Here is a 17,010-nt window from a genome sequence, read left to right as displayed (position 1 = left end):
TGTTGACGGCGTGAATGGCGACCGCAAAACGGCCCGCCAGACGCCACACCATAGCCCGACACTGGAGGATCCCATGTCCAAAGCACTGACTGGCAAACACATCGCAATTCTTGTAACCGACGGTTTCGAACAGGTCGAACTGACCGGCCCGAAGGAAGCGCTGGAACAAGCAGGTGCCACCGTGGAAATCCTTTCCACCGACGAGGGCAAGGTCAAAGGCTGGAATCACGACAAACCTGCCGACGATTTCAAGATCGATCGCACGTTCAAGGCTGCCAACGCCAACGACTACCACGGCGTGGTCCTGCCGGGCGGCGTACAGAATTCCGATACGATCCGCATAGACACCGATGCACAGAAGCTCGTCAAGGACATCGAGGCCTCCGGCAAGCCGGTGGCCGTCATTTGCCACGGTGGCTGGCTGCTGATATCGGCGGGGCTGGTGAAAGGTAAAACGCTGACCAGCTTCAAGACGCTGAAAGATGACCTGGTCAACGCAGGCGCGAAGTGGGTTGATCAGGAGGTGGTAACCGACGGTACGCTGATCAGCAGCCGCCAGCCGGATGATATCCCTGCTTTCAACAGCAAACTGATCGAAGCGCTGTCAGCGTAATCGGCTGCGATTATTGCAGTCATCCCGGCGCATGACCGGGATGACGCGCTATAATCCCGCTCTTTTTTCAGGAGCGACGTCATGTCCCTGCCTAGCTTGCGCCTCAAAGCCAATGCCGACCGCCGCCTGCGCGCCGGTCATCTGTGGGTCTACAGCAACGAGATCGACGTAGCCGCCACCCCGCTGCATGGCTTTGCAGCCGGTGATCAGGCAATCCTCGAAGCTGCGGGCGGCAAGCCGCTGGGCATCGTCGCGATGAGCCCGAACAACCTGATCTGCGCACGCTTGCTGTCGCGCGACATCAAACTGCCACTCGACAAATCCCTGCTCGTGCATCGCCTCAACGTCGCACTGTCGCTGCGCGAGCGCCTGTTCGACAAGCCTTTCTACCGTTTGGTCTACGGCGATTCAGACCTGATGCCGGGTCTGGTGGTGGACCGGTTCGGTGACATTCTGGTGGTTCAACTGGCCTCGGCCACGATGGAAAACCACAAGGACGATATCATTGCGGCGCTGGTTCAGGTCATCAAGCCAAGCGGCATCCTGTTCAAGAATGATTCGGCCGCTCGTGATGCGGAAGGCCTGAATCGTTATGTCGAGACCGTGTTCGGTCTGGTTCCTGAATGGGTTGCGCTGGAAGAGAACGGCGTCAAGTTCGAAGCGCCGGTCATGGCCGGACAGAAGACCGGCTGGTTCTACGACCATCGCATGAACCGCGCGCGCATAGCGCCTTACGTTAAAGGCAAGCGTGTGCTGGACCTGTACAGCTACATCGGTGGCTGGGGGATTCAGGCAGCAGCCTTTGGTGCCAGCGACGTGACCTGCGTCGATGCCTCGTCTTTTGCACTGGATGGCGTGGAGCGCAATGCGGCGCTGAACGGCTTTGCAGAAAAAATGACCTGCATCGAAGGCGACGTCTTCGAAGCGCTCAAGGAACTGAAAGCCGCTGAAGAGCGTTTCGATGTCATCGTCGCCGACCCGCCTGCGTTCATCAAACGCAAGAAAGACATGAAAAACGGTGAAGGCGCCTACCGCCGCCTGAACGAGCAAGCCATGCGCCTGCTCAGCAAGGACGGCATTCTGGTCAGCGCATCGTGCTCGATGCACCTGCCGGAAGACGACCTGCAAAACATCCTCCTGACCAGCGCCCGCCATCTGGACCGCAACATCCAGCTGCTGGAACGCGGTGGCCAGGGCCCGGACCACCCGGTACACCCGGCCATTGCCGAGACGCGGTATATCAAGAGCATCACCTGCCGGTTGCTGCCTAACAGCTGATGCCTGAAGGGGCGCTCTGCGTTGCAAGAGGACGCAGAGCGTCCATAACTATCGTGCGACGCGGAGCGTCGCACGATAGTTATGGTTCCAGCACCGCCCGCGCGCCCAGCAGTACCAGAAAATGCAGCGGGTAGATCGCATAGGCCCAGCGCCGCATCGGGATCACTGCAAACTTTGGTTTGCTACGCAGTAGCACCATGCCCAGCGCGGGAGCCAACAGGCAGGCGACTATCGAACCGATGGAAACCGGATCGCCCCAGCTCGCGCCGGCAATCATCTGTGGCCAGGCATTGCCTGCCAGACAGAAAGCCGCCGGAAACACCGAATACCAAAGCCGCTTTTCCAATACCAGTACAAAGACCAGTGGCAGCAGCACACCGGCAAAACCAAACATCAATTGCTGCTGAAAAACCGCGCCCAGCAGCAGCGCGACGATGGCCATGGTCCGGGTTGTGACATTACGGTGCCGCCAGCCTTGAGCAATCAGCAGCCCCAGCAGCAGGGTCGGCATCACGTTCAGGACGGTCGTGTCCGCCATGAACAAGCGATACGGGATCTCCGATAACACAGCAAATACCAGCAGCCAGCCCAGGTAGCGCCATTGCACGCGCGGGGCCACAATGGCGGCGCTGCGTCGTGAAAGGTTTACGGCAATCGCCAGACAGAACCAGGGAAAAGCGAAACGCCCCGGCACGTAAAGAAAATCAACTGACCAACCCACGTAGCGGAGATGATCGAGCACCATGCTCAGCATCGCCAGCCACTTGAGCAGGTCCAGCGCCTTGTTGCGTCCGGGCAGAAAAGGCGGGTTGGAAAGATCCATATTGCTCCTGAATGCGGAATTGCGTCGTGCAGCCAACACATGACCGCACCTTATATTGTCGCTACAGTGCGCACCATAATCGCCCATAAGGAATCGGACATGACAGACCAAAGCCAACAGTTCGCCAGCGACAACTATTCCGGTATCTGCCCTGAAGCGTGGGCGGCCATGGAGCAGGCGAACAAAGGGCATCAACGTGCCTATGGCGACGATCAATGGACTGCACGCGCTTCAGATGATTTCCGTCGTCTGTTCGAAACCGACTGCGAAGTGTTTTTTGCCTTCAACGGCACGGCGGCCAACTCGCTGGCGCTGTCATCGCTGTGCCAGAGTTACCACAGTGTCATCTGCTCGGAAACGGCTCACGTCGAAACCGATGAGTGCGGAGCGCCAGAGTTTTTCTCCAATGGTTCCAAGCTGCTGACGGCTCGCAGCGCGGGCGGCAAGCTGACCCCGGAATCGATTCGCGAAGTAGCGCTCAAGCGCCAGGACATTCACTACCCCAAGCCGCGCGTCGTAACCCTGACTCAAGCGACCGAGGTCGGCGGCGTGTATCAACCCGCAGAGCTCAAGGCGATCAGCGCGACCTGCAAGGAACTGGGCCTGCATCTGCACATGGACGGTGCGCGGTTCTCCAACGCCTGTGCCTTTCTGGAGGCGTCTCCGGCTGAACTGACCTGGAAGTCCGGCGTTGATGTGTTGTGCTTCGGCGGAACCTAGGCGAAGCCATCCTGTTCTTCAACCATGACCTGGCCGAAGACTTCGATTATCGCTGCAAGCAGGCCGGGCAACTGGCGTCGAAAATGCGCTTTCTGTCTGCGCCGTGGGTCGGTCTGCTGGAAAACGACGCCTGGCTCAAACACGCACGCCATGCCAACCGTTGTGCACAGCTCCTGGCCGAACTGGTCAGGGATATTCCGGGCGTAGAGCTGATGTTTCCGGTGCAGGCCAATGGCGTCTTCCTGCAATTGTCGGAACCGGCCATTGCCGCATTGACCGCCAGAGGCTGGCGCTTCTACACCTTCATCGGCAACGGCGGCGCACGCTTCATGTGCTCATGGGACACCGAGGAGGCGCGCGTGCGCGAACTGGCCGCCGATATCAAGCTGGTAATGCAGGGCTGAAGCGTCTAAATCAAGCTTGCAGGTGCAGCCGGGCAATCTACGGGGTAATCTCTTTCTCAAAGGCAAACGGCTCACAAGGCCGTCCGGACTTTACCGACCGCCCTCAAGAAGGAACTTGTCTGCATGTTCGACTTCTCCGCCCGGCTCAAACAGCACTTCGCTGCTCTGCAGAGTGAAGCGCAATTCTTTTCCGTACGTTATGTGCACCGCTCCGGCCAACGTCTCTGCGTACGCAAGAATGTGGCCGAGCCGCCCTCGCTGAGCCGCGACGAAGGCGCGATGCTAACCGTGCGCCTGAACGGCGTTGAAGCCTACGCCGCCACCAATGACATTTCCCGACAGGGTTTGCAGGCAGCCTTGCATCAGGCCGAAGCGCTGGCTCGTCGCCTGGCACCGCATGCGCTGCTGAACCTGAGCGATCAAGCCGTTTCGACCGCCAAAGCGGACTATCTGTCACCGCACATGGATCAAGCCTTCCCGCCGCTGAGCGACTGCATCGGCCTGCTGATGGCGGAGTCCAGCGCTGTCCCGCACGACCAGCGGCTGGTCAACTGGCAGGCCGTACTGGGACTGGAAACGGTCGAACAGATTTACCTGAATAGCGCGGGCGCGGAGCTTCGTCAGGCGCAGCGCTTCGTGTTTCCCGGCATGAGCGTGACGGCCTACGACGGTCGCGACAGCCAGACGCGCAACCTGAGCGGCGACAATTTCGGCCAGCAGGGCGGCCTCGAGGTGCTGAGCAGTTGCGGCCTTATCGGGTCTGCGGCCAGAGTGGCCGATGAGGCCTTGCAGCTTATCCTCGCACCCAATACGCCATCAGGCCCGCGCGATCTGTTGCTGATGCCGGACCAGATGGTTCTGCAGATTCACGAGTCCATCGGTCATCCGCTGGAACTGGACCGGATTCTCGGCGACGAACGCAATTACGCTGGCACCAGCTTCGTCAAGACCACTGATTTCGGCACCCTGCAATACGGCTCAAGTCTGCTGAACGTGACGTTCGACCCGGACATTCCCGAACAACTGGCCAGTTACGCGCACGACGATGACGGGACGGCTGCCAGCAAGCAGTTCCTGATTCGTGACGGCCTGCTGCAACGCCCGCTGGGCGGCGCGCTGTCGCAATACCGAAGCGGCCTGGACGGGGTTGCCAACAGCCGCGCCTGCGGCTGGAACCGCGCGCCCATCGACCGCATGGCCAACCTGAACATCGAACCGGGCGACCAGACGCTGGACAGCCTGATCGGCAACATAGAACACGGCATTCTGATGTCGAGCAATCGCTCCTGGTCCATTGATGACGCGCGCAACAAGTTCCAGTTCGGCTGCGAATGGGGCCAACTGATTGAAAACGGTGAACTCAAGGGCGTGGTGAAGAATCCCAACTATCGAGCGATCTCTGCACAGTTCTGGAAGAACCTCAGCGCAGTCGGTGATGCCAGTACCTTCAAGGTGCTGGGCACGCCCAACTGCGGCAAGGGCGAACCCAATCAGGTCATTCGTGTCGGTCATGCCTCTCCGGCGTGTGTTTTTGCCAATGTCGATGTGTTTGGAGGGGATGCCTGATGTCGCACCAACAGCAATTCGAGGCGCTGGTCGCCGTGCTCAAGGCTGGCATCAGCCCTACAGAACACTTCACCTTGGCCTACGACGCCGAAGCGTCCGATTTTATTCGATTCAACCACGGCCAGGTTCGACAGGCCGGGAGCGTGCAGCAAGTCATTGCGACCTTCAAACTGATCGATGACGGGCGGCATGCCAACCTGGAACTGACCCTGTCCGGAGACGAGGAGACCGACACCCGCCGCCTCGCCGAAGCCTTGCAGCAATTGCGCGAAACGTTGCCTTCGCTGGCGAAAGACCCTTATCTGTTGCCCAACACCCAGGCGTGGCAAAGCAGCAACGTGCAAGACCTGCCCCTGCCTGACAGTGCGCTGGTCGTCGAGCAGATCAGCGGATTGTCAGAAGGTCTGGACCTGGTGGGCTTTTACGCGGCAGGCCCGCTGTATCGTGGCTTCGCCAGTTCGTGGGGCGCGCTGGGCTGGCACCAGGCCAACAGCTTCAATTTCGAATGGAGCCTGTTCCATGAAAACGGCCAGGCCGTAAAAGCCAGCTACGCAGGTCACGACTGGAACAACGCAGCCTTTGTGCAGCGTTTTCAGCAGGCCCGTGAGCAACTGGAATTTCTCGGCCGTCCACTGCATATCCTTCAACCCGGTCAATACCGCGCCTATCTGGCTCCGGCAGCACTGGACGAAGTCATCGGTATGCTCACCTGGGGCGGGTTTTCCGCGCAGGCACTGGCCAGCAAACGCAGTCCGCTGCAGCGACTGTATGACGGCGAGACTCGTTTCAGCCCACTGATCAGCTTCGACGAGCAGGTCAGCGGTTCGCTCTCGCCAGCCTTCTCACGCGAAGGCTACCCGCGCAAGGACCTGACCCTGATCGTCAACGGTCAGGCCCGCGAGCGTCTGGTGGACTCGAGCAGCGCCGCCGAATACGACCTGCCCGCCAACGGCGCGGATTACGGTGAAGGTCCCAGCGCGTTGAGCATTGCCGGCGGTGCGCTGGAGCTGGATCAGATCCTTGAAAAGCTCGGCACAGGCCTTTACATCAGCAACCTGTGGTACTTGAACTTCTCGGACCGCGCCGCCGCACGTCTGACCGGGATGACACGTTTCGCAACGTTCTGGGTCGAAGACGGCAAGATCGTCGCGCCGGTCAGCACCATGCGTTTCGATGACAGCGCCTACAGTCTGCTGGGTAGCGCACTGGAGGGCCTGACACGCGAGCGGGAACTGATTCTCCAGTCGAGCACCTACACTCAGCGCCAGACGGGGTCGATCCAGCTGCCTGGTGCGCTGATCAGCCAACTCACCCTTACCCTGTAGCAGGAGCCTAATGTCGAACTCAGCAGCGCCGCTCATGGATGAAAAGACCCTGCGCTGGATGCCGTGGGTCATCGCCATTGCGTTCTTCATGCAAAGCCTGGACGGTACGATTCTCAATACCGCTCTGCCGTCCATGGCCAGCTCCCTGGCACAAGACCCGCTGCGCATGCAGTCGGTGGTCATTGCCTACATGCTGACCATCGCACTGCTGATCCCGGCGTCGGGCTGGATTGCCGACCGGTTCGGGATCAAGCGCATCTTTTTCAGCGCCATCCTGCTGTTCAGCTTCGGATCATTGCTGTGCGCACTGTCCTGGTCGCTCAACGTACTGGTGGCGGCACGGGTGATCCAGGGGCTGGGCGGCGCGCTGATGCTGCCCATCGGGCGCCTGATTGTCTTGCGTGCGTATCCGCGGTCGGAGCTGGTTCGGATCATGGGTTTTATCACCGTGCCCGGTCTTTTGGGGCCTTTGCTGGGCCCGACGCTCGGCGGCTGGATGGTCGAGTACCTGAGCTGGCACTGGATTTTCCTGCTCAATATTCCGGTCGGGATACTCGGCTGTTATGCCGTCAAACACTTCATCCCCGACCTTCCCGGAGGCGGCCGAACGCGGTTTGACGGCGTCGGATTCATCCTGTTTGGCGCAGCGATGGTGCTGATCACCATTGCTCTGGAAGGGCTGGGCGAGCTGCACCTGCCGCACATGCGCGTGGTGCTGTTGTTGTTTGCCGGAACGGGCTGTCTGGCGGCTTACTGGCTGCGCGCCGGGCACATCGAATCGCCGTTGTTTGCCCCTTCGCTGTTTCGCACCCGAACATTTGCCGTGGGTATTCTGGGCAATCTGTTCGCCCGCCTGGGCAGCGGTGCCCTGCCGTTCCTGATCCCATTGCTGTTGCAGGTTGCGCTGGGGTATTCGCCCTCTGAGGCGGGTATGAGCATGTTGCCCCTGGCAGCTGCGGGAATGTTCGCCAAGACCGTCGCACGTTGGCTGATCGAGCATCTGGGCTATCGCGTCATTCTGACCGGTAACACACTGCTGCTGGGTATCCTGCTGGCAAGTCTTGCGCTGGTGGACGTGCAGACGCCCTACTGGGTATTGCTGGTGCACCTGGGGCTGCTGGGTGCCGTCAACTCCTTGCAGTTCACAGCGATGAACACCGTCACCCTGATCGATCTGGACGATGCCAGCGCGGCGAGCGGCAACAGCCTGCTCTCGGTAGTGGCTCAACTGTCGCTGAGCCTTGGGGTTGCAAGCGCTGCGGCATTGCTGGGCGGGTTCAGCGAAGAAGTTGCCACTGGCGAAGTCAGCAATGTTCTGGAAGCATTTCAGCTGACCTTCCTGAGCGTCGGAGTGCTGGCCATGTTTGCGGCCGGGATTTTCCTGCAATTACCGGCAAAGGACGCCGAGTCAGCCAGGACCTGATTGACAACCCTGCCCGACGGGCGCAAATCTGCAGGGCGAATACCCTCTTTAAAACAGGGGCTTTGCCCGAAAAACAGGCCGTTTCAAGTATCCGACCAGATACATTGAAGAACCTGGGCAATCGGCCGACACTTTTATAGCACTAAGCCACTGTGGTCTCTTGTAAGCACGGGCCGCATGATGCAACCTTGCCATACGCGAAAGTGGGCTTTACGCCTGTCGCGACTAGTATTCCGGAAGCGAGTTTGTTCATGAAAAGCCAAACCGATGCTGCCGGTAGATCCGCAGCCGAGGTAGTGACGCAATTGCCAGTGCCTTCGCGCCTGGGAATGCTGCGTTTCGAGCGGCTGAATGAAGCCAATTGGGCGCTATTGTTTCTTGATCCGAATTGCGAAAAGCAGTTCGGCTTGCCCGCCGTCGACCTTTGCGCCTTGATTGGATCCCCTTATGCCAGCCTCATGGAGCCGGAAGCACGTTATCAACTGCACGATGACATCCAGCTGCAACTGGCCTCGTCTCCGAATTACCTGATTCGCTACACCCTGCACAGCCCCAAGGGCGCGCTTGGCTTGCTGGAGATCGGCGAAGCCTACAAGCAGCACAACCGTCATCTGTTACGTGGTTATTTTCTGATCGTCGATGATCTTGTCACAGAAGGCGAGCCGGCCACTGATTCCGATCTAGAAACGCGTAACCTGCGCCTGCAGATTGCCCTGGAGCTCAACCAGCGCGCCCAGCGTGATCAGTTTGCGCATCTGGAGCGCGTGCGTGCCCAGCAGGACCTGATCCTGCGCCTGACCCGCCATCGTTACACCACGGCCAACACCTTGCTGGAAGCGGCAAAACTGATCACCAAAAGTGCCTGTGACATCTACGATGTCGACCATGTCAGTATCTGGAACCTTATCGACAAGCGTCTGGAGCCGATCACTGACTACCGTCGGGAAAGCGGCGACTATCAGTCGCGTACGCCGATTGATATCAGCCCTTATCCCACCTATCTGCAAGCGCTCAATACCAGCAGGGCAATCGACGCCAGCAATATCCAGACCGACCCGCGCACCCGCGAAATGGCCGAAATCCTTACGCCTGGAGAACACAAGGCTGTCCTCGATGCCAGTATCCGCATTGATGGACAGGTCATTGGCGTGCTCTGCCTGGAGCAATCCGCTTCTTCACGTGAATGGCAGTCCGATGAAATCGCGTTCGCCGGCGAGCTGGCCGACCAGTTTGCCCAGGTCATCAACAACCACAACCGTCGGGCTGCGACCAATGCACTGCACCTGTTTCAGCGTGCAGTCGAACAAAGCGCCAACGCCTTTCTGCTGGTCAACTGCAACGGCGTAGTCGAGTACGTCAATCCCAGCTTTACAGCGATCACCCAGTACAGTTCCGATGAGGTCTCCGGGCACAAGCTTTCGGAATTGCCTGCGCTGGAAAATCTCAATCAGTTGCTGCTGGAAGCGAACTCCAGCCTGACCAATAGCAACAGCTGGCAGGGCGAGTTCAAGAGTCGACGCAAGAACCTCGAACCCTACTGGGGCCAGCTGTCGATTTCCAAGGTGTATGGCGATAATCGCGAGCTGACCCACTACATCGGCATTTATGAAGACATCACGCAGAGCAAGCTGGCCCAGCAGCGTATCGAGCGCCTGGCTTACACCGACAACCTGACCAATCTGGGCAACCGTCCGGCGTTCATTCGCAATCTGGACGAACGTTTTGCCCGCGATACCGACACACCGATGAGTCTGTTGCTGGTCGACATCGACAACTTCAAGCGCATCAATGACAGCCTCGGCCACCAGACCGGCGACAAACTGCTGATCAGTCTGGCACGACGCCTGCGCAACACGTTGAGCCCGTCCGACGTACTGGCACGCTTTGCGAGTAACGAATTCGCCGTTCTGCTCGACAACACCGATCAGGAGGCTGGACAGGCCACCGCCAGCCAGGTCCTGGCCACCCTGGACAAACCGATGTTCGTCGACAATCAGTTGATCAGCGTCACCGGCTCGGTGGGTCTTGCCTGCGCGCCGCTGCATGGCCGTGACCCGCAGACCCTGATGAAAAACGCCGGCCTGGCCCTGCACAAGGCCAAAGCCAACGGCAAACATCAGGTTCAGGTATTTACCGAAGCCTTGAATGCCGAGGCCAGCTATAAGCTGTTTGTGGAAAACAACCTGCGCCGTGCCCTGACCCAGAACGAGCTGGAGGTGTTCTATCAGCCCAAGCTGTGCCTGCTGACCGGCCGTCTGCTGGGCATGGAAGCGCTGCTGCGCTGGAATCATCCTGAAAAAGGCATGATCCGCCCCGACCAGTTCATCAGCGTGGCAGAAGAAACCGGCCTGATTATCCCCATCGGCAAATGGGTTGCTCGTCAGTCCTGCCGCATGAGCAAGGACCTGACCGCCGCCGGCTTCGGCAACCTGCAGGTGGCGATCAATGTGTCACCCAAGCAGTTTTCCGACCCCGAGCTGGTGTCGTCGATTGCTTCCATCCTCAGGGAAGAAGAGCTGGACCCTTCGCTGCTGGAACTGGAACTGACCGAAGGTCTGCTGCTGGAAGCCACCGAAGACACCCGCCAGCAGCTGGATTCGCTGAAGAAACTCGGTCTGTCGCTGGCCATGGATGACTTCGGCACTGGCTACTCGTCGTTCAGCTACCTGAAAAAATTCCCTATCGATGTGATCAAGATCGATCGCAGCTTCATTCGCGATATTCCGGATGATGAAGACGACATGGAAATCACCTCGGCCGTCATCGCGATGGCTCACAACCTCAAGCTCAAAGTGGTCGCCGAAGGCATTGAAACCGCCGCCCAGCTGGCATTTCTGCGCCGCCATCGTTGCGATGTAGGCCAGGGCTATCTGTTCGACAGGCCTATCCCCGGCGAAGAGCTGATCGAGAAACTGAATCGCTACCCTCGTCGCCCGTCCGCCTGACCACCTTCCCTGCACCCTGCTCTCTCGGGCACACTGTCGGTCTGTTATTACACGGCAGCCCTTGTTTCTGCGTGTAACGGGACTTATCTACTCCATTCATCCGTCCTGGCCACCGCTGCCTGTCTCTAAACGAGAGGATATGGTTCATGACTCTGCGCTCGGAAATTCTAGTGAACAAAAACGTATTGCCTACCGCCGAACAAGCACTGCCAGGTCGCGAAACGCCTATGGCGCTTCCGGAAACTCACTTCGTCAACGGTAATCCGCTGCTGGGGCCGTTTTCGAGCAATGTCGAATTCGCCATCTTCGGCATGGGTTGCTTCTGGGGCGCAGAGCGCCGCCTGTGGCAACAGGAAGGTGTGGTGAGCACTGTCGTGGGGTACGCGGGCGGATTTACGCCGAACCCGACCTACGAAGAAGTCTGCTCCGGTCTGACCGGCCACACCGAGGTCGTGCTGGTCGTCTACGAGCCTGAGAAAATCAGCTACGCGTCGCTGCTCAAAGTATTCTGGGAAGCACACAACCCGACCCAGGGCATGCGTCAGGGCAACGACATCGGCACGCAGTACCGCTCGGTCATCTACTGCACCACACCCGAGCAGCTCGACGTCGCCAAGACCAGTTCTGCGGCCTTCCAGGCGGAACTGAGCAAGGCCGGGCTAGGCGAAATCACCACTGAAATCGAACAAGCCCCGACGGTCTACTTCGCCGAGGCCTACCACCAGCAATACCTGGCCAAGAACCCCCAGGGTTATTGCGGCCTGGGCGGCACGGGTGTGTGCATGCCGGCCTGAGACACTCCCCCTGGAGCGTGAGGAAACGGGCTGCTGCCCGGAGGGCGCGGGAGCGCTTGTGTGGGAGCGGACTTGTCCGCGAAGGCGATGGTGGGGGCGACAGTTTTTTTGCGGATGGACGACCCTCTTCGCGGACAAGCGAAGCGTCGCCCGGTCCGCTCCCACAAAACACACAGATCGCGGACGAGCGAAGCGTCGCCCGGTCCGCTCTACACCGTATTCTAAAGCCTGTCAGGACCTGTGTGTCACGTTGAGCGCTATGCGTGGGCGCGCAGTGACGGATGCAGGCGCGCCTACTCTGCGATCAACCAGTCCATTTTCCAGCCGCCTTGGGTCTGGCCCAGTTTTTCAGCCAGATAGGGCATCAGCTCACGCAGTTCTTCTTCCAGACCCCAGGGCGGATTGGCGATGGCCAGGCCCGAGCCGTTAAGGCTGGCCGGGGTGTCCAGCGGGTGGACGTACAGCTCGACACGCAGCAGTTTGGGCGCGCCGGTTTCTGCCAGGTCCTGATAGAAGCGGCGCAGCTGGCGTGGATCCTTGATCGGATACCAGATCGCGGCCACCGTCTGGCGCATGCGCCCGATGGTTTCCTTGAGCGCGACGGCGCAACGTTTCATTTCGTCGAGCTGCTCGAACGGCGGGTCGATGAGCATCACGGCCCGCTTCTCCGCCACCGGCAACAAGGCACGCGGCACGTGCCAGCCTTCCCCCAGATGCACCGCAACGCGGCGGTCGCCCTTCATGTTTTCCTTGAGCAGGCGCCCGTCTTCGGGGTGCTTTTCATTGAGCAACACACGCTCGCGCTCACGCGTCAGGCGGCGGGCCAGTTCCGGCGAGCCGGGGTAGTAGCGCAGCTCGCCATCGGGGTTCATCTCGTGCAGCACTTGCAGATAAGCAGAGGTCAGCGCAGGCAGGTCTGACGCGTTCCACAGACGGCCGACACCTTCCAGCCATTCTCCGGTACGGGTGGCCTGATCGCCCTTGAGGTCGTATAACCCGAGCCCGGCGTGAGTGTCGAGATAGGCGAACGGTTGCTCCTTGCGCGCCATAAGGGCGATCAAGCGAGTCAGTGTCAGGTGTTTGAACACGTCGGCGTGGTTGCCGGCATGGTAGGCGTGACGGTAATTCATGGCAGCTCCTGGCAAGCTGCGCAGTTTAGCAAACCTGAGCAATTAACAAGAATTTGTAACGAATTTGCGGGACCCGTCTCTTTCGTTTGAAGGAAATTTCCGAGAAACTCCCGGCCTCTTGTGCCTGCCGATTTCGATCACTACTCTGCGCCCGTCGCTGCATATTCAGCGATGAGGATTAGTAGCCCTCGTTATCCAGGCGCATTGCGCCACCTTGTGCAGGTGCCCTTTCACGGCCTGCGCTTTTATGGTGGTCGTGCGTGGGGCATCCTCGGATGCACCGGGGTTCCTGGACCGGGCTACTACCTGCGCATGATCACCACCCTCGCTTGGTAGCCGACGGTGATGGTCTTCTAAAACTCCAGGAGATACATCACATGTTGAAAATCGTCCCCGACCCACCCCTTTACAGCGCCAGCCCCGACGTCAGCCACGAAGACGCCCTGATGCATGCCAGCGATCTGCTGCGCTGCGCCGCCACCAGCGCCTATGAATTCAGCGACAGCATGACCGGCGCACAGCGCGACATGACGCTTACCATCATGCATCTGGTGGAAATGGCGAAAGTCATGGTCGACAACACGATAGAAAACCTGCAAACCCAATGACCGCGAACTGAACTGAAAACGACGCACCTGTAGTCAATCCTGCCATGCACGACGTACAGGACTTGCCCTTGGCAGGTTGCCCTACCAGAATCGGAAAAAAGCCCGATCACAGGAACAGACGCCATGATGCATGCAGATTTGATAGACCAGGAAGACCTGCTCGGCCAACTCAGAGCCCTGGGCTTCGAAGCACCCGGTGGCGCAACCGCTGAGCAAGCCTGCGCGAACGCCGTCTGCGGCCTGAATGCGGAACGTGCTACAGCCTTGCGACGTCTGGTAGAACAGCTCCTGACCGGCAGCGCCACCCTCCTCCCCGCCGTACGCCAGGCCATCGACCAGCAACTGCTGCCCGCACTGGCGGCTTACAGGCAGAGTCACAGTGGATCATGACCTTGTTGCTCATGAGCTGAAAAAAGCCGCTGCCCTCTCCCCAGGTTTGCGCCGAGGCGAAGATTTGTGACGCAGAGCGTCACGAGAGGCATTCCGCTCCGGAGCGTGCGGAACGATAAATGTCCGAGAGAACGCTATCGTGCCCATGCTCCAGCGTGGGCATGCAGTTTCCGGACGCTCTGCGTTCTGTCCTGAACGTGCAGTGCGTCAGACGCGCTCAATACTCGATCCGTACGTCCCCTTTCGGAACGCTGCAGCAGGACAGAATGTACCCCTCCGCGACGTCCTCGTCGGTAATGCCGCCGTTGTGTTCCATCTCTACTTCGCCGCTCAGTTTCATCACCTTGCAGGTCCCGCAGATGCCCATGCCGCAGGCTTTGGGGATCATCAGGCCGAGTTTGGCGGCGGCGGCATGGACGGTTTCGCCCGGTGCCACGCGGATGCTCTTGCCGGTGTCGGTGAACTCCACCTGATGCAGATCGGCGGCATCGATGTCTGGCGCGTCGGCAGCGATTTCGGCCTGCTCGACAGCATCGGCTCTGGCTTCAGGCGGCGTCGCGCCGAACGACTCTTCATGGTATTGCGCCATGTTGAAACCGTTTTCCTGCAGCAGACGCTTGACCGCTGTCATATACGGCGTCGGGCCGCAACAGAACACCTCACGGTCCATGAAATCCGGCGCCATCAGCTCGAGCATTTTCTGGTTCAGGTAGCCGCGATAGCCGGCCCACGGCTCGCCCAACCCGTGCTTTTCACACACAAGGTGCAGGCTGAAGTTGTCGATCCGCGACGCCATGTGCTCCAGCTCGCGATGGTAGATGATGTCCTTGGGTGAGCGAGCGCTGTGCACGAACACCATGTCGACGTTGGCGTTGGTGTCATAGAACCAGCGCGCCATGGACATCACCGGCGTGATGCCGACGCCGCCGCTGAGGTAAAGAATCTTCGGGTTCGGGAAGTCGATGGCATTGAACAGCCCGACCGGCCCGTGCACCGCCAATTCCTGCCCTTCAGTCAGCGTGTCGTGCAGGTAATTGGAGACCTTGCCACCCGGCACGCGCTTGACGGTGATCGAAAAGCTGTAGGGCACCGACGGCGAGCTGGAGATGGTGTACGAGCGCATGATCGGTAAGCCGTCGACTTCCAGCTCCAGAGTCACGAACTGCCCTGGCTTGAAGAAGAACATGATCGGCTGATCGGCCATGAAACAGAAGGTGCGTACGTCCCAGGTTTCCTGGATGACTTTGACGACACGTACCAGGTGGCGACCGTTGGCCCATGTCTGGGTTGTCACCGGGCTCAGGAAACTTTGGGACATACTCGATCTCCACGGCCGACTGTCGGCCTCTCATGCTGCGGATTCTGCGTAACGCGCAAGGCGACCATTTACCTATCAACGACATTCACGTACTTACCGCGACCAGCCCCGTCCAACAAGGCCCGTCGCGTCGGGAACGGATGCGGCCATGTCGCCCATGGATAAGGTTCACTGCGCGCCCGGCTCCACACTCGCCCTCAAGGGTCATGAGCATGATCGACTGATTCATCGTCAAGCGCGCAACGCAATCAGACCCGTATCAGCCACATTCGCAGGCCGCCCATGACGCGGTCATGAGGGATTTAATCGATGGACGTCACCGCAACCTTGAGCCTGGGCGATCCGCTGGAACCTGCACGCAAGGCCACTGCCGAGATGCTGCAGAATCGTGAGCGCACGTACTCGCTGCCGCAGCCTTTCTACAGTGATGACCGACTGTTTGAAATCGACATGCAGGAGATCTTTCACAAGGAGTGGCTGATTGCCGGGATGACCTGCGAAATCCCGACCAAGGGCAATTACCTGACATTGCAGATCGGCAAGAACCCGATCCTGGTCGTGCGCGGTCCGGACGGTGCAGTCAATGCGTTCCACAACGTCTGCCGCCATCGCGGCTCACGGCTGTGCACTGCCGAGAAAGGCAAGGTCGCCAAACTGGTTTGCCACTACCACCAGTGGACGTATGAGCTGGACGGGCGCCTGCTGTATGCGGGCACTGAAATGGGCGACGACTTCGACATGAAGCAGTTCGGGCTCAAGCCGGTGCACGTGAAGACAGCAGGCGGGTACATATTCATCAGTCTTGCCGAGAATCCGCCTGCCATCGATGAGTTCCTGGCGACACTGCGGCATTACATGGAACCCTATGATATGGAGAACACCAAGGTGGCTGTGCAGACCACCTTGATGGAAAAAGCCAACTGGAAGCTGGTACTGGAGAACAACCGCGAGTGCTACCACTGCGGCGGCTCGCACCCCGAGCTGCTCAAGACACTGCTGGAATGGGACGATGTCACAGACCCGCGTGCCGATCAGGCTTTCAAGGATCACGTCGCCGCCTCCGCCGCGGCGTGGGATGCAGAGAAAATCCCCTACGCCCACGCCAGCTTCGGCCTGCGTAACCGTATCGTGCGCATGCCGCTGCTCAAGGGCACAGTGTCGATGACCCTGGACGGCAAGGTCGGCTGCAAAAAACTGATGGGCCGCATCCAGAACCCGGACCTCGGGTCGATGCGTATTCTGCATCTGCCGCACTCCTGGAACCACTGCATGGGCGATCACATCATCGTGTTCACGGTGTGGCCAATCAGTGCACAGGAGACCATGGTCACCACCAAATGGATCGTCCACAAGGATGCGGTCGAGGGTGTGGATTACGACGTTGAACGCATGCGGCAGGTCTGGGATGCCACCAATGATCAGGACCGTCGCCTTGCCGAAGAAAACCAGCGCGGCATCAACTCAACGGCCTACCAACCCGGGCCTTACTCGAAGACCTATGAGTTCGGCGTGGTCAACTTCGTCGATTGGTACAGCTCACGCATGCTGGAAAATCTTGGCGCGGAGCCTGCACCGTATCTGAAGGGCGTGGCGGTCAATCACGAGTAGGAAGTTGTCCCGCCAACGCGCCCGTTCCTCCAGGGCAGACTCATTTCATTCACGAAGTGAGTCTG

Annotated in this window: 13 protein-coding genes and 1 pseudogene; 11 read left to right on the top strand and 3 right to left on the bottom strand. The window is 59.5% G+C overall.

The features are described from left to right. The first annotated feature begins 73 nt into the window (after positions 1-73). Together ALO80_RS19245 and ALO80_RS19240 are read left to right on the top strand one after the other, a co-directional pair. Complete coding sequence (locus tag ALO80_RS19245) at positions 74-613, top strand: type 1 glutamine amidotransferase domain-containing protein (RefSeq protein WP_054987837.1); 540 nt, start codon at positions 74-76, stop codon at positions 611-613. Between the two features lie 81 nt (positions 614-694). Beyond that, a complete protein-coding gene (locus ALO80_RS19240) occupies positions 695-1,891 on the top strand; it encodes a class I SAM-dependent rRNA methyltransferase (protein ID WP_055010145.1) in 1,197 nt (398 codons plus the stop codon). Positions 1,892-1,970: 79 nt separating this feature from the next. On the opposite strand, the gene ALO80_RS19235 is transcribed toward ALO80_RS19240, so the two are convergent. After that, positions 1,971-2,714 (bottom strand): TraX family protein, encoded by a 744-nt coding sequence (locus tag ALO80_RS19235; protein ID WP_055010144.1) that lies wholly within the window; start codon positions 2,712-2,714, stop codon positions 1,971-1,973. 99 nt (positions 2,715-2,813) lie between these two features. Here ALO80_RS19235 and ALO80_RS19230 point away from each other — a divergent pair. The 6 genes and pseudogenes from ALO80_RS19230 to msrA all read left to right on the top strand — a co-directional run bounded on the left by ALO80_RS19230 (position 2,814) and on the right by msrA (position 11,891). Then, positions 2,814-3,838 (top strand): annotated as a pseudogene (locus ALO80_RS19230) (threonine aldolase family protein). A gap of 123 nt (positions 3,839-3,961) precedes the next feature. Continuing rightward, positions 3,962-5,404 (top strand): TldD/PmbA family protein, encoded by a 1,443-nt coding sequence (locus tag ALO80_RS19225; protein WP_055010143.1) that lies wholly within the window; start codon positions 3,962-3,964, stop codon positions 5,402-5,404. Then, positions 5,404-6,729, top strand: a complete 1,326-nt coding sequence (locus ALO80_RS19220; protein ID WP_055010142.1) for a TldD/PmbA family protein — start codon at positions 5,404-5,406, stop codon at positions 6,727-6,729. The genes ALO80_RS19225 and ALO80_RS19220 overlap by 1 nt, the downstream gene beginning before the upstream one ends. A gap of 10 nt (positions 6,730-6,739) precedes the next feature. After that, entirely contained in the window at positions 6,740-8,152 is a 1,413-nt protein-coding gene (gene mdtD / locus ALO80_RS19215; protein WP_055010141.1) for a multidrug transporter subunit MdtD, read from the top strand. Positions 8,153-8,403: 251 nt separating this feature from the next. Then, complete coding sequence (locus ALO80_RS19210) at positions 8,404-11,097, top strand: bifunctional diguanylate cyclase/phosphodiesterase (protein WP_054988747.1); 2,694 nt, start codon at positions 8,404-8,406, stop codon at positions 11,095-11,097. A gap of 146 nt (positions 11,098-11,243) precedes the next feature. Then, complete coding sequence (gene msrA, locus ALO80_RS19205) at positions 11,244-11,891, top strand: peptide-methionine (S)-S-oxide reductase MsrA (RefSeq protein WP_055010140.1); 648 nt, start codon at positions 11,244-11,246, stop codon at positions 11,889-11,891. Between the two features lie 293 nt (positions 11,892-12,184). Here msrA and ALO80_RS19200 read toward each other — a convergent pair whose 3' ends face one another. Next, complete coding sequence (locus ALO80_RS19200) at positions 12,185-13,021, bottom strand: 23S rRNA (adenine(2030)-N(6))-methyltransferase RlmJ (protein WP_055010139.1); 837 nt, start codon at positions 13,019-13,021, stop codon at positions 12,185-12,187. 377 nt (positions 13,022-13,398) lie between these two features. Here ALO80_RS19200 and ALO80_RS19195 point away from each other — a divergent pair, with 377 nt between their 5' ends. Next, positions 13,399-13,629, top strand: a complete 231-nt coding sequence (locus ALO80_RS19195; protein WP_054988744.1) for a DUF6124 family protein — start codon at positions 13,399-13,401, stop codon at positions 13,627-13,629. A gap of 123 nt (positions 13,630-13,752) precedes the next feature. Further along, the gene (locus tag ALO80_RS19190) at positions 13,753-14,019 is read left to right on the top strand and encodes a hypothetical protein (protein ID WP_054988743.1); all 267 of its coding nucleotides are present in this window, start codon (positions 13,753-13,755) and stop codon (positions 14,017-14,019) included. Positions 14,020-14,236: 217 nt separating this feature from the next. On the opposite strand, the gene gbcB is transcribed toward ALO80_RS19190, so the two are convergent. Further along, positions 14,237-15,337 carry a glycine-betaine demethylase subunit GbcB gene (gene gbcB / locus ALO80_RS19185; RefSeq protein WP_055010138.1) on the bottom strand — a complete coding sequence of 367 codons (1,101 nt, stop codon included), beginning with the start codon at positions 15,335-15,337 and terminating at the stop codon, positions 14,237-14,239. A 309-nt stretch (positions 15,338-15,646) separates the two neighbouring features. Between gbcB and gbcA the strand changes: the two genes are divergently transcribed. Then, positions 15,647-16,945, top strand: coding sequence for a glycine-betaine demethylase subunit GbcA (gene gbcA / locus ALO80_RS19180; RefSeq protein WP_054988741.1), 1,299 nt, complete (start codon positions 15,647-15,649; stop codon positions 16,943-16,945). Positions 16,946-17,010: the final 65 nt, after the last annotated feature.

This window comes from Pseudomonas caricapapayae, assembly GCF_001400735.1.
GTDB classification, from domain to species: Bacteria; Pseudomonadota; Gammaproteobacteria; order Pseudomonadales; family Pseudomonadaceae; genus Aquipseudomonas; species Aquipseudomonas caricapapayae.
The sequence above is the reverse complement of the archived record's forward strand: the minus strand, read 5'-3'. Positions and strand labels throughout refer to the sequence as shown.

Bases quoted from the DNA above. Each gene is read 5' to 3' on its own strand.
- ALO80_RS19245 (WP_054987837.1), top strand. From the start codon at position 74: ATGTCCAAAGCACTGACTGGCAAACACATCGCAATTCTTGTAACCGAC.
- ALO80_RS19240 (WP_055010145.1), top strand. From the start codon at position 695: ATGTCCCTGCCTAGCTTGCGCCTCAAAGCCAATGCCGACCGCCGCCTG.
- ALO80_RS19235 (WP_055010144.1), bottom strand. From the start codon at position 2,714: ATGGATCTTTCCAACCCGCCTTTTCTGCCCGGACGCAACAAGGCGCTG.
- ALO80_RS19225 (WP_055010143.1), top strand. From the start codon at position 3,962: ATGTTCGACTTCTCCGCCCGGCTCAAACAGCACTTCGCTGCTCTGCAG.
- ALO80_RS19220 (WP_055010142.1), top strand. From the start codon at position 5,404: ATGTCGCACCAACAGCAATTCGAGGCGCTGGTCGCCGTGCTCAAGGCT.
- mdtD (WP_055010141.1), top strand. From the start codon at position 6,740: ATGTCGAACTCAGCAGCGCCGCTCATGGATGAAAAGACCCTGCGCTGG.
- ALO80_RS19210 (WP_054988747.1), top strand. From the start codon at position 8,404: ATGAAAAGCCAAACCGATGCTGCCGGTAGATCCGCAGCCGAGGTAGTG.
- msrA (WP_055010140.1), top strand. From the start codon at position 11,244: ATGACTCTGCGCTCGGAAATTCTAGTGAACAAAAACGTATTGCCTACC.
- ALO80_RS19200 (WP_055010139.1), bottom strand. From the start codon at position 13,021: ATGAATTACCGTCACGCCTACCATGCCGGCAACCACGCCGACGTGTTC.
- ALO80_RS19195 (WP_054988744.1), top strand. From the start codon at position 13,399: ATGTTGAAAATCGTCCCCGACCCACCCCTTTACAGCGCCAGCCCCGAC.
- ALO80_RS19190 (WP_054988743.1), top strand. From the start codon at position 13,753: ATGATGCATGCAGATTTGATAGACCAGGAAGACCTGCTCGGCCAACTC.
- gbcB (WP_055010138.1), bottom strand. From the start codon at position 15,337: ATGTCCCAAAGTTTCCTGAGCCCGGTGACAACCCAGACATGGGCCAAC.
- gbcA (WP_054988741.1), top strand. From the start codon at position 15,647: ATGGACGTCACCGCAACCTTGAGCCTGGGCGATCCGCTGGAACCTGCA.